Source organism: Microcoleus sp. OTE_8_concoct_300, from assembly GCF_031383065.1.
Classification (GTDB): Bacteria; Cyanobacteriota; Cyanobacteriia; order Cyanobacteriales; family Microcoleaceae; genus Microcoleus.
Genome location: NZ_JANMZH010000391.1, coordinates 44035 through 60258, shown reverse-complemented (window position 1 = coordinate 60258; position 16224 = coordinate 44035). Strand labels below are relative to the sequence as shown.

At 42.6% G+C, this 16224-nt stretch carries 15 protein-coding genes and 1 pseudogene; 12 read left to right on the top strand and 4 right to left on the bottom strand.

Annotated elements, in window-relative coordinates:
* Positions 1-436 precede the first annotated feature (436 nt).
* From ACUVJL_RS17725 to ACUVJL_RS17715, 3 genes are all read left to right on the top strand, one after another.
* Entirely contained in the window at positions 437-1609 is a 1173-nt protein-coding gene (locus ACUVJL_RS17725) for a DUF2235 domain-containing protein (RefSeq protein WP_445247057.1), read from the top strand.
* A 66-nt stretch (positions 1610-1675) separates the two neighbouring features.
* Positions 1676-3322, top strand: a complete 1647-nt coding sequence (locus tag ACUVJL_RS17720) for a peroxidase family protein (protein ID WP_445247056.1) — start codon at positions 1676-1678, stop codon at positions 3320-3322.
* Between the two features lie 248 nt (positions 3323-3570).
* Positions 3571-4773 (top strand): catalase, encoded by a 1203-nt coding sequence (locus ACUVJL_RS17715; protein ID WP_445247055.1) that lies wholly within the window; start codon positions 3571-3573, stop codon positions 4771-4773.
* 149 nt (positions 4774-4922) lie between these two features.
* Here ACUVJL_RS17715 and ACUVJL_RS17710 read toward each other — a convergent pair whose 3' ends face one another.
* Positions 4923-5450: a DNA-binding response regulator gene (locus ACUVJL_RS17710; protein ID WP_445247054.1), complete on the bottom strand. Its 528-nt coding sequence runs from the start codon at positions 5448-5450 to the stop codon at positions 4923-4925.
* A 276-nt stretch (positions 5451-5726) separates the two neighbouring features.
* Here ACUVJL_RS17710 and ACUVJL_RS17705 point away from each other — a divergent pair, with 276 nt between their 5' ends.
* The 6 genes from ACUVJL_RS17705 to ACUVJL_RS17680 all read left to right on the top strand — a co-directional run bounded on the left by ACUVJL_RS17705 (position 5727) and on the right by ACUVJL_RS17680 (position 10124).
* Positions 5727-6314, top strand: a complete 588-nt coding sequence (locus ACUVJL_RS17705; protein WP_445247053.1) for an adenylate kinase — start codon at positions 5727-5729, stop codon at positions 6312-6314.
* 121 nt (positions 6315-6435) lie between these two features.
* Entirely contained in the window at positions 6436-7053 is a 618-nt protein-coding gene (locus tag ACUVJL_RS17700; protein ID WP_445247052.1) for a P-loop NTPase fold protein, read from the top strand.
* On the top strand, positions 7032-7853 hold the full coding sequence (locus ACUVJL_RS17695) for a P-loop NTPase fold protein (RefSeq protein ID WP_445247051.1): 822 nt from the start codon (positions 7032-7034) through the stop codon (positions 7851-7853). The genes ACUVJL_RS17700 and ACUVJL_RS17695 overlap by 22 nt, the downstream gene beginning before the upstream one ends.
* Before the next feature lie 13 nt (positions 7854-7866).
* Complete coding sequence (locus ACUVJL_RS17690) at positions 7867-8799, top strand: CBS domain-containing protein (protein WP_445247050.1); 933 nt, start codon at positions 7867-7869, stop codon at positions 8797-8799.
* A 22-nt stretch (positions 8800-8821) separates the two neighbouring features.
* The gene (locus ACUVJL_RS17685; RefSeq protein WP_445247049.1) at positions 8822-9865 is read left to right on the top strand and encodes a CBS domain-containing protein; all 1044 of its coding nucleotides are present in this window, start codon (positions 8822-8824) and stop codon (positions 9863-9865) included.
* Positions 9866-9899: 34 nt separating this feature from the next.
* Complete coding sequence (locus tag ACUVJL_RS17680) at positions 9900-10124, top strand: hypothetical protein (RefSeq protein WP_445247048.1); 225 nt, start codon at positions 9900-9902, stop codon at positions 10122-10124.
* A gap of 271 nt (positions 10125-10395) precedes the next feature.
* On the opposite strand, the gene rpsD is transcribed toward ACUVJL_RS17680, so the two are convergent.
* Complete coding sequence (gene rpsD, locus ACUVJL_RS17675) at positions 10396-11004, bottom strand: 30S ribosomal protein S4 (RefSeq protein WP_193975783.1); 609 nt, start codon at positions 11002-11004, stop codon at positions 10396-10398.
* A 195-nt stretch (positions 11005-11199) separates the two neighbouring features.
* Between rpsD and ACUVJL_RS17670 the strand changes: the two genes are divergently transcribed.
* Complete coding sequence (locus tag ACUVJL_RS17670) at positions 11200-11829, top strand: hypothetical protein (RefSeq protein WP_445247047.1); 630 nt, start codon at positions 11200-11202, stop codon at positions 11827-11829.
* Positions 11830-11981: 152 nt separating this feature from the next.
* A complete protein-coding gene (locus ACUVJL_RS17665; RefSeq protein ID WP_445247046.1) occupies positions 11982-12329 on the top strand; it encodes a rhodanese-like domain-containing protein in 348 nt (115 codons plus the stop codon).
* Between the two features lie 219 nt (positions 12330-12548).
* On the opposite strand, the gene ACUVJL_RS17660 is transcribed toward ACUVJL_RS17665, so the two are convergent.
* The gene (locus tag ACUVJL_RS17660; RefSeq protein WP_445247045.1) at positions 12549-14273 is read right to left on the bottom strand and encodes an AAA-like domain-containing protein; all 1725 of its coding nucleotides are present in this window, start codon (positions 14271-14273) and stop codon (positions 12549-12551) included.
* 301 nt (positions 14274-14574) lie between these two features.
* Here ACUVJL_RS17660 and metK point away from each other — a divergent pair, with 301 nt between their 5' ends.
* A complete protein-coding gene (gene metK, locus ACUVJL_RS17655; protein ID WP_445247044.1) occupies positions 14575-15837 on the top strand; it encodes a methionine adenosyltransferase in 1263 nt (420 codons plus the stop codon).
* A 35-nt stretch (positions 15838-15872) separates the two neighbouring features.
* Here the strand turns inward: metK and ACUVJL_RS17650 are convergent.
* Positions 15873-15953: pseudogene (locus tag ACUVJL_RS17650) on the bottom strand (hypothetical protein); the annotation flags it as partial.
* Positions 15954-16224: the final 271 nt, after the last annotated feature.

Here is a 16224-nt window from a genome sequence, read left to right as displayed (position 1 = left end):
ACCCATAACCCAAAGCTGCTATGGGTGCGGCCAATATGTCACTATTATCTGGCAGCCAACTGACAAATTGATAAGATATATAGCAATCCTAAATCATTTGTGAATTTCTTACTCCCGGACCGCGGCTTCGGGGAGGGCTGGGGTGGGGTAAAAAATTTATGACTCCTGCAAGGATTGCTATAGCTGTTTTAAAAGCTGACAAGGCAGAGCGTAAATGTGTTTAAAGGTGTGTTAGCTAGGGCGTCGGAGCAATACTCCTGTTAGGAGAATCGAGCATTTTCCCAGAACCAAACCTACGATTTCACGCTATCATTTTCAAAAGTTAAGAAATATAAATAAAATTCACATTTTAATACAACCCACTAGACTAGATGGTGTTTTGGGACTAATATCCTGAGAATCGAAATAACTCAAGATTGCCCAACCAGATAACAATTTGAAGCAAGAAATTAGGAGCGATCGCCTGCTGAGGCGACCCACAAATGGGAATTGGCAATTCTCAAGTAACCGATTAGCAATTACAGCTCGCTATCAAATCTCAGGAAAAAGAGAGAATGTAAAAATGAAACGTCTGATCGTTTGCTGTGATGGAACTTGGAACAAACTAGATACTCAGTGCCCAACTAATGTGGTTAGGATTGCCCAGGCAGTGAAACGGACAGCCAGTGACGGGGTGCCGCAGATGGTGTTTTATGACGACGGAATTGGAGTAGACAGTAACAAGATTGTGGGCGGAGTCACTGGGCTGGGAATCGATAAAAATATACAAGATGCCTATCGTTTTCTTTCTTTCAACTACGATCGCGGTGACGAAATCTATCTATTCGGGTTCAGTCGCGGTGCTTACACAGTCAGGAGTCTAGCGGGGATGATCTATTGCTCCGGTCTCCTATCCCGCCGTTATGTTACCAAGGCATCACAAGCTTACGAGCTTTACCGTAAGCGAGAGATTTCACCAAAGCATCCGGAAGCAAAGAGTTTCCGCGAAAAATTCGGCAAAGATGAAGGCGATCGCGTCCCGATTACCTTGCTTGGTTGTTTCGACACCGTTGGAGCCCTTGGTATTCCTCTTGTACCCGCCTTGAAGAAGTTTGAGACACAGTTCAAAAGAAGGTACCAATTCCACGACACTACTTTAAATAAGGATATTGAGAATGCGCTGCACGCCGTTGCGATCGACGAAATTCGCGAAATCTTTGATGTTACCCTGATGAAGAAATATCCTGATGCCCCCAAGCAGAAGCTTCGTCAAGTTTGGTTTCCAGGCGAGCATGGCTGCATCGGCGGTGGTACGCCAGCATACCGCGGGTTATCAGATGCTGTCTTGAAGTGGATGTTGGATCAAATCAGTGACTTTGAATTGAACCTTGAATTCGATCCAGATGCCATTAAGGATATCCAGCCTGATTATAAGGTTCCATTTCAAAACAAACCTGGGTTCTACAGATTGGCAGGAATCAAGTGGCGCGAGGTGGTGGAGACCATTGACGATATTCATGAAAGCGCGATCGAGCGTTTTGAAAGCGCAGACATACAGTACCGCCCCGAGAATCTAAAATCGCTTTTATCTAAAAAATTAAAATCAATTGAAAAGGAGAAAAAAGACTAGATCGACATCCCGGAATTGAGGCTTGGCAATCAATCAAATCTACCAGAACCAAAAGGAAAAACAATTATGCCTTCAAAAAGAGATACATCAAGAGACGGGCAGAAAAACAAAATCGAGACTTTGCTTTTAACTAACTTCAAGCCGCTTTGGAGCTTCATTCAAAGCAACGAGGGGCTTAGGAAAAAAGTCAACAAAACTCTGATTAACAATGCCGTCTTAAAAATTCCCACTCGCCCCTATGCGTTTAGTACCATGTCTCCCTACACCTCTTGGGAGTCATTAAACGATCGCTCTTATTCGGGACTTCATCTACCGCCTACTGATTGGAAGCCATTAACGGATAAAAGCTACGTAGGGGTTAATTTAAGCCCCACAGATAATTTTGAAAAGAATCTCCCGCCTATTGATGATTTAAAAGTCTTGTACCGCAAAAAAGAAGGGAAGACGAAATATTCGGCCAAATCCTCTCTTATGTTCCCCTATTTCGTGCAATGGTTTACCGACAGTTTCCTGCGAACCGATCGAGTGGATCAGCGCCGAAATAGTTCCAACCACCAAATCGATCTGTGTAACGTCTATGGGTTGAACGCAGCTATTACTGACCTGCTGAGGTCTAAGAAAGGAGGGAAGCTAAAAAGCCAAATTATAAATGGCGAAGAATATCCTCCTTTTTACTATGATGAGAACGGACAGCCTAAGGAAGAATTCAAAGACATTCCCCATCAAAAAGTCGGTCCATACGAGGAAAAAAAATCAGATAAAATATCCCCTGAAAAGAGACAAAAATTATTTGTAATGGGGATAGAGTTAGAGCGTGTCAATGTGCAAGTTGGCTATGTAATGCTCAACGTTCTTGGCTTAAGAGAACATAATCGCGTGTGCGACCTCTTAGCAAAAAATTATCCGACTTGGGATGATGAACGCCTTTTCCAAACCGCCAGAAATATCGTGATGGCGGAGTTTCTGAAAATTGTGCTTGAGGATTATATCAACCACCTTACTCCCTATCACTTCCAATTCTTCACCGATCCCCCAGCGTTTATTGATGAAAAATGGTATCGCAACAATTGGATGATGGTAGAATTTACTTTAGTTTATCGTTGGCATAGTATGCTGCCCGATAAGCTAATCCATAACGGGAAGGAAATGCCTATGCCCGAGTCGATGTGGAACAATGATATGATCATTAACAAGGGTTTGGGAGCTATGTTTGAAGAAACTTGTTCCCAACCAGCAGCGCAATTGGGTTTATTCAATACGCCTGATTTCCTAATTCCAACCGAAATCGCCAGTATTAATGCAGGTCGTGCAGCCAAATTAAGAACCTATAACGATTACCGCGAACTGTGTAAGTATCCACGGGTGACCGATTTCAATCAAATTAGTGGCGATGAAGATGTCCAAAAAGAATTGAAACGATTGTACGGTCACGTAGACAACATTGAGTTGTATGTTGGACTCTACGCAGAAGATTTGCGGCCAAATTCAGCCTTACCTCCTTTAGTCGGACGACTGATAGGAATTGATGCATTTTCTGAAGCTTTCACCAATCCTCTATTAGCCGAAAATGTCTTCAATCCCGAAACTTTTTCACCAGTAGGTTGGGAAGAGATTAAGAAGACCAAGACCCTCGAGCAGGTGCTGAACCGTAATGTTCCTGGCGGTAAAGAGTACAAAGTTTCTTTTTATAATGATGGTTGGAAACGATCTTAATGAGCTGACAGAACACGAGGAAAGTGGGGTTACAAATTGTAAAGTGTACGCCTTTTTTTCCAATGTATAACTCCTGTTAAATAAAAGCCGACAGTCGCAGTGGTGAGTTGTTCGCGGTTTAGAGGATTACGCAATTAACCGCGAACAACTTACACCTGAGTTCCCTCGACATTAGGTGAAAAATCAGGTAAAATAGAAGGGAAAAATGCCAACCATTATCGCCACAATTAGCTTCTCAAAGGTTATTTATGAGCAAGAAGTTATTTACCGAATATCCCGAACAGGACGAACGCAAATACTACGATCTTTTGGTTGAGCAGGCCAAGCTTCGGATGGATAATCTTTACGGGGATAAGGAGCGGGCGCTGCGAGATACTCACGCCAAAACTCATGCGTGCGTTAAAGGAACTCTGGAAATTTTTGACTTTGATCAGGAAGCGATTAAACAGGAATTGGGCAAACGCGCTTCGTTAAGTTCTTCGCGACTCAATGCTATTTCCCTTAAGCAAGGTTTGCTAGCAAAACCCAAAGAATATCCTGTTTGGTTGCGATTTGCTAACGGGGCTACCAAAGTATACCCTGATTACCAAAAAGATTCGCGCTCAATGTCAGTGAAAGTGATGGGGGTGGAAGGGGAACGACTGGGGCAAAGCCACGAGTCAAAAACCCAGGACATCATTGTTCACAATTCAGAGATATTTGTGAGCCAAACCATCAAAGACTACTACGGCTTTTTTTCTGCTCTGGTTGAATCACCAGAGACATTGAAAAAGTGGCTAATACGACATCCCAGACACTTTATAGCTGTCTCGACGCTTACGGGTAGCCGGACTCCGAAGAGTGTGTTAACAGCAAAATATTGGAGCGGTTCACCCTCTGCTTTGGGTCTCTACCCCGATTTCGATCCCTCCCAGCCTGGTCTAGTTCCTGTCGAATATCCTGCTGTAATTAAGTATGGGTTTACTCCGGTTTCATCCAAACCACCGCACGAGATAATTCCAGAACAATCTCGACCGGGAATTCCTAAAATTCCCTTTGTCGATCGCGCTAAAGCCTTGGGTTTAGATCCCAATAAACCAGACAATTATTACCGGAATGATCTAATTCAAGCCTTGGCGAAACCTGGTGCCGAATACTGGTGGGATTTTGGCATTCAGTTCCAAACCAGCCTAAAAATGCCGATCGACGATGGCATCAATGTCTGGAAGGAAAAGGAATCACCCTTCTTGACAGTAGGTCGTCTCACCGTGAAGCATCAGATTATTGATTATGAAAAACAATCTGATTTCAACGAAAACCTGAGATATTCTCCCTGGAACGGCTTAGCAGTTCATCGTCCTGTAGGTGCGATCAATCGGATACGCGGTGTTGTGTACCCGGTTGTAGCGAATTATCGCCTTCAAAAGCGAGGCATTGTCCACCAAGAACCAACAGGACAAGAAACTTTTTAGTACAGCCTAGAAACCCGGTTTCGCAGAAGTTACCGGGTTTCTGTGTAGTAATATCATGTCTTTCTGTAAGAGTTTGGATCGATTATCATCGTGCGATCCCCAAACCCTTTAAATGTAGCCAGTTTCACCTTTTTTTCCTAAGTTTATCTTTAATCATTTGCTATTTCATCCTCACCTTGATTTGTCACCTCTGAAGGAAACGATAACTTAATATTGATATCTATAGAAATTGTTGCATTATTATTTTCTTTATTATTAATAAAATTAATATCAGTTATATGTATCTTAGCGTCTTTTGGTAAAGACCTACCGACAGTAGAATCCCCCGATAAATCTATTTTATAACCAGCTTTATCCAACCATTGATGAACATTGCGCCAATTACCAACATCATCACTAGGAGTTTCAGGAATACCCTTAAAATATTGGTAGAGAGTTTTGCACATATAAACCTCAGCCCCTCTAGCACTTTTCGACAATTGACGCGCAATATCACTAGGGCTGTAATTGCACAAAAGACCACGCAAATATAATTTTTCTGTATCAGTGAGACCTTGGCGGGCGTTGGGGAAAATACGACGTTTAGCTTCGGTAAATAGTTCATAGATGCGATTCAAGTCCCAAGTTTGGGCAGCTTCGGCAAATAGATCCTTTCTAGTAGGTTTTCGTGTAACCATTTTTAGTCTTGGTGGAAATTGCTAACGTAATGGTAGCATAAATTAATAATGTTCAATAGTTGCGGATTATTTTTTTTTGTTTTAAGGTAGATATAACAGTGATATTACATACATTGGTTTTTTATAGAACGCTTGCGGTCATATTTTTTTGTGGCTGTTTCGAGTATTTGGGAGAAGGCTAATGTAATGATAGTGTAATTTGGTAGTCTTAGTTAGCTTTAAGTTCGTTATCAACAAAACAATCCTAGCTTATCCAACAGTTGAATCATAAAAAGTATGCGAATTATATTTTTAGGCCCGAATGGCGCAGGCAAAGGCACTCAAGCTGCGATCGTAGCCAAGAACTTCGGGATTCATCACATTTCAACGGGCGAACTACTGCGCCAGGAGCGAAAAAACAAAACTGAGAGAGGTCAAAAAGCACAATCTTATATAGATAAAGGGTCATTAGTCCCTGATAGCATTGTGCTAGATATTGTAAAAGAACAATTGACTAAAAAAGAAGCAACACCAGGTTGGATATTAGACGGATTTCCTCGGAACGTCGCTCAAGTAGGAGCTTTAGACAAATTATTAAAGGATTTAGGTCAGCCAAGTTGTGATTGTGTTATCAATTTTGATGTACCAGACTCAGTTTTAGTTCAGCGACTGAGAAAGAGGGCCATCAAGGAAAATCGTACAGATGATACTCCAGAAGTTATTCGGCGGCGCATCCAAATTTTTCAGGAAGAAACTGCACCTTTAATCAACTTATATAGTGAGTGGTTGTTGCTAGAAACTATCAACGGGTTTATGTCTAAAGAGGCAGTGACATCAGCAATAAAAGAAGTTTTGTCAGAAGTAAAAAAGCCCACTAAGTCCTAATTCAGTCCTGGACCCATACCTAACGCAATTCTGTCATTTTTCGCTGTGCGTCGCAATTTCAAACCCATGTTTTTCGTACTGCGTAAGTCCTTTAATTGATAAATCAAGGAGTACACAAGTTATGCCTTTTAATCAAGTTGATAGAAATATCATTCGTGGTGGCCCAGGAAGTAGCAGTGAGCTTAATTATGATATTTACGCAGAATTACTGTGTAATTTGGCGATCGAGGCTACACAAGGACAAAATCAAGATCATAAAGAAGGTGCTTTTACCATTGGTATTTTTGGTTCTTGGGGGAGTGGCAAAACCAGCCTCATGGCACGAATGAGAAGTGACTTTGAAAAATTAGGAATTCCTTCAGAAAAAAAATATAAAACGGTTTGGTTTAATGCTTGGAAATATGACGATAAACTGGACATTAAAAATGCTCTTATTCAGACTATTCTTAGTCAAATATGTGAAGACATAAGTATTAATGTAGCAGAGCGCAAAAATATTACAAAAGCAGCTTTAACCTATTCAGTTTGCGCTGTCAAATTAGCTGGTGTTTTAGCAAGAGGATATATTAACGATAAAACAGCAGGGATAGTTGATACAGAAGCCATAGCTAAACAACTTGAAATGTTGGTTAATCCAGATCAAAAACCTCACCTCATTAATCCTTATCAATTTATCAACAACTTTGAAAATGTCTTTAAAATGCAGTGCAAAGTTATGTGGGTAACGATGGCAGATTAATGATATTTATTGATGATTTGGATCGTTGCTTACCAGAAAATGCTTTATCTGTCCTAGAATGCTTGAAATTACATTTGGATCAGTCTAATTGTATTTTTGTCATTGGAATTGATAAAAGAATTATTGAGCAAGCGGTGGGACAAAGATACCCGAAAGAGCTTGGTATTACTGGTAGAGAATACATAGAGAAAATCATCAATCTTAACTTTTTTCTATCTGATAAAGATCGAGATGAAGTTAAAAATAGACTGCTTCAAGGTTCTTTAACTGCCGAGTATAGTAATGATGAAAAAATATGGGGGATGATTTCTAAAGCTACTAATTCAAATATCCGTAAAATGCAACAATTTATTACGGCTTTTTATATGATTCAAGAAATTGTTAAAAAACATAACTTTATGCTTGCTGATAAGCTGGCACAACCACGATTAACACCCGAGCATCAAAGCAGAATTGAAAAGAAAAAAATAGAATGGAATACTGATGAAAAGTATAAATTTTGCAAAATAATTTTACTCCAGTTAAATTTTCCTGATTTTTACGATCGTTTAGCTAACAATCATCAACTTATGGATCAAATATACACTGCTTGGCAAAATGAAGGTGGAACAGATGATAGCATAGATATTGGCATAGATAATTTAATCAAGTCTACGAACAAACATCTAATATTTGCACAATTCTTAGAAAATCGAAATTTAATAGACTTTATAGTTACCTACTATAATGATGGTAAAATCACAAATAGTGATGACTGGAAAGCGATTCAAAAATTATCTCAATCAGTAACTTATATGTAATTGTTGAAAAATTATGGAAAATAGCGATGAAGTTAGTATAGAAGACACAAAAGTTATAACCAATGACTTTTGTATCTTGAAAGATACAGATACAGTAGCAGAAGCATTAGCTTTAATTACTGTGCAAAATGCGAGTGAAATTGTTATTGTAGATGAGGCTAAAAAAATTGCTGGTATTCTAACTGACTTATCAATTTTACGATCGTTACCACCGCCAGTGTTAGATGTACCTGTTAAGTTTAGAATTAAAATCCCTAAATTTCGCAAACAATTAAATGAGGAATTAGTTAATAGTTTAAAAAAGCCGATAACAGAGGTATTTAAACTAGAAAAAATCAAGCCTTATACTTCTAAAAATCAGAGGCTAATTTATGCGATGGATAAATTAGTGGAATCCTATAAATCAACTTCAGCCATCAGAGTTTTACCTATTATCAATGAGGACGAAACAGTTTATGGCGTAGTTTCTCCAGAAAGCATCTTAAGTCACATTAAATCTAATCAAAAGTTTTGTCAATTGAAAGTCGAACGCTTTTTAGCGTTATCGGAAGTAGATAGTATGGAACAACCATATACTCTACTACCATCAGATACCCTAGCTCAAGCTCGATTTGCGATGAAATATTTGCCTATAGAGCATATAACTATCTGCGATCGCGATGGCAATTTGCTAGGAATGGTTGATAAAAAGCAGGTGACAACACTGACTCATCCCATGTATTTTAGTTTAATGGGTATATCTTTATCTAAAATAATGAAACCTGTAACTAAATTATGTTTGGTTGAGAAAAGTCAAACCTTGGAAGAGTGTATTAATGCTTGCTTGAATTTGGGATTTAAGGAAGTAGTTATTATAGAGCAATTAGACGGCAAAACTTCCCCGAAAATGGTAGTAACGCCGATTGATATCTTACAACTTCGCTTACAAGTTTACCGTCAAAATTAAACAACAATGGAGGATTTTACCCATGTCTATTAATAACCCAGGATCACTTTTTAATCAGGGGTTCCCTGAATTCCAAGAGAATAGACCATTATGGTGGTTAAAGCCAACTGATAAAGTGGCCAAGTTAGATGCTATGATGGACATACGGAAGATCAGGCACGTTCCCATTATTGAGCCTATTGATCCTAAAAGTGATGAACCCAGAGGGGAGCTAAAAACTGTTATTAGCAAGACAGACCTAGCAAAAATTTTAACCCCTCCCAATGAACTATATCCACCAGAATTTCCTCTGACACCTCAACAAAAATCGGAAGTTCAAAAATTTACTAAAGAAATTCATGCAAAACGTCTCGATCAAATTCCAGATTTTGCACAACTTATGACGATACCTGTCAAGACTCTTTCTCTCAGAAATAGTACAGTTGGAGATGTTTTTGAGGCTTTAATGAATTCTGTAAGACCTGAAGGACAAAATTTTACTCGACGATATCGGACTCTATGTGTATATGGAGACAATAATCTTATCGTAGGAACAATATCCTACACCGATGTATTGCGTAAAATCAACGATTCAAATGAGCCACAGTTCTTAAGGGCAACTATAGATAAAAATAGCCTATTTAAGAAAAGAGAGGATCTTACTGTATTAACTGAGGATGACGATTTGTTGCAAGCCAGAAGTACGTTGAATGAAAATCCCTTCACTCATATTCCTATCACAACACCAGATGGTAGATTTGTGACAGGAATAGTTGATGATATAATGGTTAATACTTTTTTACACGATATAACTTTTGATCGATACTCAGACTTGCCGTTGAAACATATTATGCTTCGGCTAAATGAGAGAAATACCGTAAGTCCTAATACTATTACCTCTAAAGTGATTGAAACATTTGTTCCCCCTAATTCGAAGGATAGACCTACTGCTCTTGTAGTCTGCACAAAAGACTCTGATGGTGGTAAATTTACATTGGACGGAATCATCAGCTATACTGATATCTTCCGAGGCTTCCCAAACGGGGCAAATCCACCCAAAGCGCCAACTCCTGAAACTCCCAAATAAACCGCAAGATAATTGACGCAAACCAACTCCAAAAATGATTGTAGGTGGTCTCACCGTCAAGCATCAGATTATTGATTATGAAAAACAATATGATTTCAACGAAAACCTGCGATTCTATCCTTGGAACGGCTTAGCAGTTCATCGTCCTGTAGGTGCGATCAATCGGATACGCGGTGTTGTTTACCCCGTTGTAGCGAATTATCGCCTTCAAAAGCGAGGCATTGTCCACCAAGAACCAACAGGAGAAGAAATATTTTAAGGAAATAATTTGAGGCTGGGACATAATTTAATGCCATCAGCCAGGTGTCGTCTGAGCAAATGGCAACTCAAAGAAGTTAACAAGCGAAACCTTCAAAAAATCCCATCCCTTTTTAGGGGGTGGGAGTGTTGAAAATTATTAATTTTTAGTCCTCAGTCCTTAGTCCTCATTATTCAGTAGCAATTAATAAATAACTGGGTTCCTACCGAATTATTAATTACTTGCTAGCAAATAACTGATGACTAATGACCAACGACTGATGACTAATAAATTAGGCTTGCCGTGAGTAGTATTCCACCACTAGCAGTTCGTTAATCTGTAGAGCAATCCACTCGCGTTCGATAACGCCGTTAACTTTGCCAATTAGCTTTTGCTTATCAAATTCCAAGTGATTGGGCAAGTGAGCCAAGCCTGGGTCTTTGAGATTAGCTTCTACCATTGTGCGCGATCGCTCTCTATTTTTCACAGCAACCACATCACCAGGCTTGCACTGATAGCTGGCTATATTGACTTCGCGGTCGTTGACAGTTATGTGACCGTGATTTACCAATTGTCTAGCGGACGGAATGGTTGGAGCCATTCCCATCCGAAACACAGTATTGTCCAAGCGCATTTCCAAAAATTGCAGTAACACTTGACCTGTGGAGCCCGTGACACGGCGGGCTTTGCGGACGTAACGGAGCAGTTGGCGTTCCGTCACACCGTAATTGAAACGGAGTTTTTGCTTTTCTTGCAAGCGAACCGCGTACTCAGAGAGCTTTTTGCGGTTTTGACCGTGCTGTCCGGGCGGATAATCTCGTCTGGGGGTTTTGCGGGTTAGACCCGGCAACTCTTTCAGGCGACGGACGATTCTCAATCGGGGGCCTCGATATCGAGACATTTATTTTCCTCTCTAATATCTGTATGCAATTTTATGCAGACTCTATATTATATGTTAGTAACGGTCAAAATTCCAACAAAGATCGATAAAAAAACGATCGACCGCAGCGCGAGCCATAATGTGCGGTAAATCCTGAAGGAAAAGCCGATCGCTCGATCGCCCCAATCAGCCAAAAAACTCACTACTCGATCTGCCATGCACAACCGCAATTTTTCCCGCACTTCTTCCCCAAAGCCAGCACCGACAGGCTCAAGCGCTACCGGGCGCTGGATGTTGGCCCTGGGCACGCAGCTAGCAGCACTCGGTTTGTTGGCGAGTGCACTGCCAATCTCGCCAGCATCAGCCATCACCCTTAGATTTCCTCGCTCTAGGAATCCCTATCGTGTCTGCGCCCTGGAACTAATCGAAGCCGGAGTTGAGGCAGAGGCAGCCGCGGCCGCTTGTGCTGACGCGCTCCACCCCCGCGACATATCTAAATGCGCCCTCCAAATCAACCGCAAAACTAATATTTCTGGTATCGAAGCGCTCTCTAGCTGTCGGCGGGTGAGGCGTCCCAAGGAATTGGCTACTTGCGTAGTGAATATTAACGGCAAAACTCGAACTCAACCTGCGGATCCCCTGCTAGTTCTCGATGGATGCCGCCGCAGTTTATTGCCACAACAGTTTGCGGAATGCGTAGTAGGCTTGAGCGGCAGGCTCGATTTTCCAACTGACAGGTTAATCGCCACTTGTCTTGACCCGAGGGGCAGCGTGAGCCAGTTGGACGGGCCTCCTGCACCGACCCCTCCTGCGGAGCTAATTTCACCGCCTTCGCGCCTCAATTAATTTGTCAGTTGTTAGTTGTCAGTTGTCAGTTGTTAGTTGTTATTTGTTAGTTGTTATTTGTTATTCCACAGCTATTAGCTACTGCCAACTACAAACTGCCAACTGCCAACTGCCAACTGCCAACTGCCAACTGACTTCTTCCTTCTAATCAAATGTCACAAATTTTTGCTGAAATTACAGTGGAAGAATTAGCTCGCCAATTAGCCGAAACCAATGCTGAGAAATTGCAGCTTGTAGACGTGCGGGAACCTTACGAAATTGAACTCGCGGCGCTGCCGGGATTTGCAGTTTTTCCGCTGAGCGAGTTTGCCGAATGGTCTGGTGAAATTGACGATCGACTCGATCGCGACAAAGAAACCCTAGTTCTGTGCCATCACGGAGTGCGATCGGCTCAAATGTGCCAGTGGTTAGCCAATAGAGGATTTACCAACGTTAAAAATATCGTTGGCGGTATCGATGCTTACTCAATGGTGGTGGATCGAACCGTCCCCCGCTATTAACATCAAATCCAGTTCTTAGGATCGCGAATTAAATAACTTACAATTTTAATTATTATTGTGGGATGGGCGTCCCGCCCGTCCAAAAAGGACAGGCGGGACGCCCATCCCACTTTCCTTGTGGAAGTTATTTAATTCTCATTCCTTAACTATCGTTTTCTTCAGAGTCCGCGCGGGCGGACTTTGTATGTGTAGAAACGAATTATATTTCCCCCGAATTACCTAATTAACAGTAGCAAATCGAAAATTTAAAAGCTTACTCATAGTGAGGCGATCGCGCCCATGCCTTTTCGAGTGATAAAGAGCCTCATCAGCCGCCAGTACCAGCGTTGCTGCATCATTTTCCTGCCCCGGAACAACGCTGGCAATTCCCAAACTAATCGTTACCACAGAATTAGGCAGACCGTCAAATCTCTCCGGTTTAAAAAAAATCTTCAAATCTTTAACTTTCACTCTAATGTGTTCGGCAACAAGCAGAGCACTCGCCGCATCAGTTTGAGGTAAAATCACAGCAAATTCCTCGCCCCCGTAGCGAGCGGCTACATCAGTAGGACGCTGGAGTGATTGGCGAATTGTCTGAGCTACCGCCCGCAAACAATCATCTCCAGCTTGATGTCCGTAGGTATCATTATATATTTTGAAAAAGTCGATATCGCACATAATCAAAGATATCGGCGACCCATCGCGAGCCATCTGTTTCCATTCCGCTCGCAAGCAAGTGTCAAAATACCGTCTGTTGCCAATTTGAGTAAGTTCGTCCACATTCACCAAAGCTAGCAGCCTTTCATTTTCTTGCTGCAACTCCTCCAAACCACCAGCCGAGGAACTGTCGGAACACAAATTTTGCTCTTGAAAATACAGGCGATATAATTCGCAAGACAAGCTACAGTTATTTCCCTCTAATTTGACAAGTCCCATGCTGTCTAACTGATAGGCTATAAAAGGTTCGAGGTGAACGCTATTTTTAGCATCGACAACCTGTTGGAATGCGGATGCCAGTTCCGGCTGCTGTTGAATGGCGATCGACTGATTTCGCAAGTAATCGCCATAAATTCCGCTGTGAGTAGGAGCTGCTATTAACAGTTGTTCCAACTCGGCTCGCCCCAGTTCCTCCCCAGACTCATCCCGAGGAACCGACAGGGGATTTTGCAGTAAAATTGCCAGGTGATAGAGCGCTAAATGCACTAAATAAGGTTGCCCCCCTACCATGTTCATTAATTGCTCGATCGGATAGCTATCGCTCCAGTTCAGTCCGTGTCGGCGCGCCAAATCTTGGACTTGTTCAGCAGTAAATTCTGAGAGTTTAATCGGCAGCCCTACATTAAATGGAGATTGATTAAGACTCAAAGCAATATAAATTTCTGTCGAGTGAATGACGACAATGCGGAGTTTTTGCCAAGCTTCGCTGGCGCGAGCTTGTTCGTACCAAAAACGGAGCAGTGGCAGGAATTCTTGAGCAATATTGGCGCGTTTAAATACTCGGTTTAATTCGTTGAGTACCAAGACAACCGGACTGTCACTTTCAGCAAGCAAATAGTTCTCAAAGTACAGAGAGCAGCTTACCTTGCTGCCCATATCTTCATCCCAGAATTCAGCGATATTTGGTTCGAGTTTGAGTTGTCGAGCGACATTGACACAAAGCCAGCGCAAAAATTTATCTAAACTAGCAAAAACCGCTTCGTCGGCTTGCTGAAAGTCTACTGTTACTGTGCGGTATCCGCGCTCGAGGGCCGCGTGAATTATGCGCAGCATTAGCGAACTTTTGCCCATTTTTATGGGAGCTTTAATGCGAATCAGGCTCCCAGGCTTGCTAATTTCTGCGCAAGCTCGGGCTTCGGCGGGCGATCGCTCGATATAAAATGGAGAGTCAATCGGTATGGGGCCGCCGGGAAATTCTAGGTCTGCAACCGTTTGGATTAAGTTTGGTGATTTTTGGATTCCTGCCATAGTCCTTCCGCGACGCGATACCCTGACTGTATCTTACCTTTATCAGGTTAGGGGGGGAGACCCGCGGCGTACAATATCGATCGAGAATCCTACAAAATCTAAGTTTTTAAGGATTTCCCACGACTGACTTTGCTATAGTAGTCTCACTTTACCCAATCTCAAACCCTGCTTTAAGACTTCTGCAGACGAACAAAAATTCGACGGTAGCCCAGACGCCATGATTCTGGGCCTTTACCTGAAACATAACTCGTCGGTCGTTGATGTCGCGCAGGAACAGCCCCCATCAAAGGAGAAATAATCATTGTCACGCCACTACCTGTTTACCTCTGAATCGGTCACTGAAGGCCATCCCGATAAAATCTGCGATCAAATTTCAGATACGATTTTAGATGCCTTACTGACCGAAGACCCTAAAAGCCGCGTCGCAGCCGAAGTAGTCGTCAACACCGGCTTGATCCTGCTGACGGGCGAAATCACCACTAAAGCTCAGATAAATTACATAGAATTGGCGCGGAAAAAAATAGCCGATATTGGCTACATCCACGCTGACAACGGCTTTTGTTCCAATAGCTGCTCGGTCTTGGTGGCTCTTGATTCTCAGTCTCCCGATATTGCCCAAGGGGTCAATACGGCTCAGGAAAGCCGGGAAGAAGCTAGCGAAGAGGAATTGGACTCCATCGGCGCTGGCGACCAAGGTTTGATGTTTGGTTTTGCTTGCAACGAAACGCCGGAATTGATGCCTCTGCCTATAAGTCTGGCGCACCGGATTTGCCGTCAACTGGCCGCAGTCCGCAAAACCGGTCAGTTACCTTACCTGCGTCCCGATGGCAAAAGCCAAGTTACGGTGATTTACGAGGACGGCAAACCTGTTGGCATAGATACGATTTTAATTTCTACGCAGCACACCGAAACGATCGGCGACATCACAGAAACGGCCTCCGTTCAAGCCAAGATCAAAGAAGACCTTTGGGCAGCAGTCGTCCAACCCGTGTTTGCCGATATTAGCGTGAAGCCGGATGCAGAAACTCGCTTCCTTGTCAACCCCACCGGCAAATTTGTCGTCGGCGGGCCTCAAGGGGATTCGGGTTTGACGGGCCGCAAAATTATTGTGGATACCTACGGTGGCTATTCCCGCCACGGCGGCGGCGCTTTTTCTGGGAAAGACCCCACCAAGGTAGACCGCAGCGCGGCTTATGCTTGTCGCTACGTTGCTAAAAATATCGTGGCTGCTGGTTTGGCCCAAAAGTGCGAAGTGCAGTTGAGTTATGCGATCGGCGTTGCGCGGCCTGTTAGCATGATGATCGAAACTTTTGGCACTGGAAAAGTTGATGACGATCGCCTTTTGGAAGTTGTGAAGCAGCATTTTGAACTGCGTCCTGCGGGCATCATTCAAGCATTTAACTTGCAGAATTTGCCTGCTGAAAGAGGCGGCCGTTTCTATCAAGATGTGGCTGCTTACGGTCACTTCGGACGCACTGATTTAGAGCTGCCTTGGGAGCAAACTGATAAGGCAGAACTTTTGAAAGAAGCTTTGAGCGACCAGTTGTTGGAAGTAGCCCGATAGTACAATTTTGGGGTGCGCAATGCGCACCCTATTTATTAGTTAGTTGCAATCTTTTGTCTTTTCTTGATTGCAACAATACTTGTCAAACCCAAAATAGAACCTGCGATAGTTGTCGGTTCTGGAACTGCTTAGGGAACCACTATCTCTGGCCCAAAATAACTGACGGTAGCACTTGGATCATTTCCTATCGAACGCCCCATAAGCTTTCTACTGGACATAAACTTATCATTCTCTATGCTCCAAGTAACTCGAGATATAGGAGCCAAGAAGCTGTACCCCCTCAAGCTGAGTCCTGCCAATTTCGTCTCTTCGCACATTGACCACTCCACCTGATACCTGCGTGAAATAATACTCACCACTTTCTGAATTAGGCGTCTCCGTAAAATT